Annotated in this window: 3 protein-coding genes; all 3 read left to right on the plus strand. The window is 32.7% G+C overall.

All coding sequences use genetic code 11. The features are described from left to right. The first annotated feature begins 331 nt into the window (after positions 1–331). A complete protein-coding gene (locus KW502_RS15015; protein ID WP_219041372.1) occupies positions 332–2539 on the plus strand; it encodes a DNA cytosine methyltransferase in 2208 nt (735 codons plus the stop codon). Beyond that, positions 2536–3714 (plus strand): MvaI/BcnI restriction endonuclease family protein, encoded by a 1179-nt coding sequence (locus KW502_RS15020; RefSeq protein ID WP_219041373.1) that lies wholly within the window; start codon positions 2536–2538, stop codon positions 3712–3714. The genes KW502_RS15015 and KW502_RS15020 overlap by 4 nt, the downstream gene beginning before the upstream one ends. Before the next feature lie 299 nt (positions 3715–4013). Then, positions 4014–4359, plus strand: a 346-nt coding sequence (locus KW502_RS15025; RefSeq protein WP_219041374.1) for a transposase, incomplete at its 3' end; no start/stop codon positions are given.

The raw sequence follows: 4359 nt of genomic DNA on the forward strand, positions 1-4359 counted from the left end.
CTCTTTTTTAACATCAGAAAGCTTATAAAAGCACATATAAGACTAAAACGAACTTTTAAGGCATTAATACAAAAGCAAACAAAAATTAATGCAAATTTTGGCTTTACCCCTAATTTCAATTATTTTTTAAAAAAAATTAGGTAGTTTTGAGACAGACTGCCGTTACCTGCAAGCTGAATCCAGCCGCACAGTCAAGCACATTTCATTTTGCTCGTGCCTCACAAAATAAAAAGAGCTTGCCTTTTTCAACCAACATTTTGATGATAATAATAGGAATTTTCAAAAATGTCCGTAAATTTGTCCGTGTACGTAAAAACGTCCGTTAATAATTATGGCAACAATAAATTTCTATTTAGATAAACCCGACAAAAAAGGACTTTCACCTATCCATTTGAGAATTAACTGCAATGGAAATCAAGTAAAGTTAGCAACTGGTCAAAAAATAAAATCAAAGAATTTCAATAAAACTAAACAACGAGCAACGGGAACTAGCTACGAAACCCGAGAAATAAATCATTACTTAAACTTTCTAAACGAAAGAGCAGACGAAATTTTGCATCATTCTAATAAAAAAGTATTTGATAAAAATGAGGTCAAGACTCTTCTAAACGAGCATATAGAAAACTACAAAGAAAACAACAATGTCAATTTAGTTAAAGAGCAAATATCTCTGTATGGAAAGCCAATTACATTTGTAGATTTATTTGCAGGTGCTGGCGGTTTTAGCGAAGGCTTTTTACAAGCTGAACATAATAACAAGTTTTACGATTTCATTGTAGCAAATGACATTAATGAAAATTGTGAATTAACTCACGTAGTTAGGTATAATCATCAATTAGGTTTAGATGCTAAATTTTTAACACAAGATATCACCGAACCTGATTTTTTAGATAATTTACTGGAAAAAATTGATGGAAAAACTATTGATGTTGTTTGTGGAGGTCCACCTTGTCAAAGTTTCAGTTTAGCAGGAAAGCGTAAAAAATTTGACAAAAAAGACGACCTGTTTTCACACTATTTAGAAGTTATAAAAGTATTACAACCAAAATACTTTGTAATGGAAAACGTAAAGGGTATTCTAACAAAAGAAGGCGGTAAAATAAAAGAATTGATTATTAATGAAATCAATTCAATCATTGATATTAATGAAATCCCTCTTTTAATAACATTTATCAAGAAAAACAAAACAGAATCGAATTCGTTTATATACGATTGCTTAATTAAAAAAGTAGAACTTGAAAAGTTGCTCGAAAAAGACAAAGATTCTGGAAGAGAGGAATACATCAACTTTATTGATAACCGTTTTAGAAAAATAACGCCAAAAATTGCAGATTACAAAACGAGTAAAACTGACGTAAACATCAATACAATTCGACACGGTTTTAAACTATTGTCAAGAACTAAACAATGGGATAAATTAAAACGTGACATCATCAGAGAAAAAGACTATTGCAACATTTATAGTGATGATTTTGCAGATGCGTTTACAGATTTCCTAACCGAAATTAGTCCTGAAAAAATTATTTCAAGAATTGAAACATCATTTAAATCATTAAAAATCCCAGAAACTTTCAAAAAAGATTGCAACGATATAATTACTGCATTAAAAATTTATGCAACCTCTTTTGATGAATCCATCGACATATTGAAATCGAGTTGCAATACATCTCAAAAAAAAGAATTGAATTCTATTTTAGAAAAAATTCGACTATACAAAATAGAAAAGCCATTTGTTGCCAATGCTTCAAATTACGGTGTTCCGCAAAACAGAGAACGAGTTCTTTTTATCGGTTGCCGTAAAGACCAAAAATTCATTTCAGAAATTCCTTCAACAGTTTCAGAAAATGAAAAAGTAACCATTTTTGAAGCACTTTATGATTTAGATTTTATAGGAAATAACCAAGAAGCACACCGCTATGAATTGGTGGATATTTCAAAACAATATAACGGAACAGCAAAAAAAATGGCGAGCCTTCTTAAGAAAAGAAGTATTGATGGCAAACCGATTTCAAAAGGAGGAAAATCGTATTCTGAATGGTCAAAAAATGGTCGATTAATTGAACGTTTTCAACCAAAAACCAAACCGTTTTACGTGAAAAATTCAGAAGCACTTGAAGCAGGAGAAAAATACTTTGACTTACTGAACAATCATAAAACAAGCAATCAAAGTAAAACTGTAATTAAGCGTTTGGATGTTATTCTGAAGAATGGCAGTTATAAAGATGCCCAATTCGAATTGGACAAATGCGGTTTAACTTCCAACAAACGAAACTACAATGTTTTAAAACCAGATGAGCAAAGTCCAACAGTTATGACAATTCCTGATGATTATATTCATTATAACACACCAAGAGCGTTAACTGTTAGAGAAATGGCTCGTTTACAGTCCTTTGATGACTCTTTTGTTTTTCAAGGCAAGCGTTCGACAGGTGGTAATAACAGAAAAACAGAAGTTCCACAATACACTTTGGTTGGAAACGCAGTTCCACCGTTATTAGCAAGAGCAGTCGCAAGTGAAATTTTAAAAAACATTAAGTGAGAAAACTTACCAACACAGAACAAGAAAAGATAAAATTATTGACTAAAAACCAAGTTGCCCTATCGTTAATTGAACCAACAGAAACAGGTTTGAAAAAATCGATTATGGATGCAACTGGTTCTGTTCGTAGCTATCTGAAAAGTGAAGAAATTCACGATTACGAATTACAAAAGCAAGGTCCTGATAATAAAGTTATCATTCCGACAGTAATTCATACAGAATTCAAAACAATAAAGTCAAAAGCCTCTTTGTATAGACCTCAAACTAAAAACGGAGACCCAAGGATTTGGTTTTATAGTTTAACGAAGATTGCTGACCCGAACGATATTATTGCAATCACTTATTTTAACGATAGTTTTCAAATTTTCAACTTAACAAAACTTGATGTCAAAACGTTGATTGATTCTTCAATTCAAAATCCATTTCAAGAGTTAATCAATGCAATTAATACAACTGAAAATGAGGTTGCTCTGGAGCTTTTATCAATGTTAAGAAAAATTGCAGGTTCTGGACCAATTCCTTCAATGGTAGATGCTGATACGTCTGTTGGTCGAACGCTTGAGACTGCATTGGGAATAGATATTAATTCTTCTAAACAGCCAGATTATAAAGGTATTGAACTAAAGTCTTTCAGAAACAGTAGAACAAACAGAAAAAATTTGTTCGCTCAAGTTCCTGACTGGAAATTAAGTAAGTTCAAAAGTTCAGCAGAAATTTTAGATGCTTTTGGCTACGAACGTGAAGATGACTTTAAACTGTATTGTACAGTTTCGGCAATTACAAGAAACTCACAAGGGTTAAATATGAGAATTGATAGTGACATCAAGCAACTGATTGAAAACTCTGATAAACCTGAAATTGGAGATTTTGTAGTTTGGACTTTGGACAAGCTACACAATAGACTTAAATCAAAACACAAAGAAACTTTCTGGGTTGAAGCAGAAAGTATAAAAATAGATAATCGAGAACATTTTCAGTACAAATTGGTTGAACACACGAAAAAACCAATTACATCTCAATTTGATTTATTAATTGAACAAGGAATTATAACACTTGACCATTTAATAAAACGAAATTCAAAAGGAAAAGTGGTTGAAAAAGGACCTTTATTTAAAATTAAACCTAAAGGAATTGAATTATTATTTCCACCAAGTGAAACATACAGTTTGATTTAAATCCAACGCAAAGTTCAAGCACATTGCAATCCTCGTTCCTGCGGTTGCAAAGAGCTTTCACGCCAACGCTAACTGAATGAAAGGGAAAAAGCCAGCAGGTAACAATGTATATAAAAAATAGCGGTTTAAGTGCTTAAATCAAAGTTGGTTTTGTAAATTTAAAAAATGGATTAAACTGAAAAGTTAGTATTGAAAATCCGCTACTTTCCATATACGAGACCGTCAGACTGTCTCAAAACCATGCCATCTTTACCGATTATTTTTCAGGATATGATCTTTGGTATGTTTATTTTTAAGGTATGGAATATCAACAAGGACAAGACCGGGAACAGCTCAGCCTTTACGCAACCTGTTTGGATGATATGATTCCTGGGGAGAATAGCGTACGGCTCATCGATCAATTTGTAAACTTGCTCGATTTATCAAAAATGGGCTTTCAAACCATAGCCACTCAGGGAAGGCCGCCCTATGATCCGGCTGATCTGCTCAAGCTCTTTATCTATGGTTATATGAACCGTATGCGATCTTCCCGAAGATTGGAGAAAGAGGCTTATCGTAACATTGAAGTGATCTGGCTGATTAAAAACTTAAAACCCGATCACAATACCATTGCCCGGTTTAGAAAAGAAAACCCAAAAGCCATCC

The sequence above is a fragment of the Mesonia aestuariivivens genome (assembly GCF_019311235.1).
Taxonomy (GTDB): Bacteria; Bacteroidota; Bacteroidia; order Flavobacteriales; family Flavobacteriaceae; genus Mesonia; species Mesonia aestuariivivens.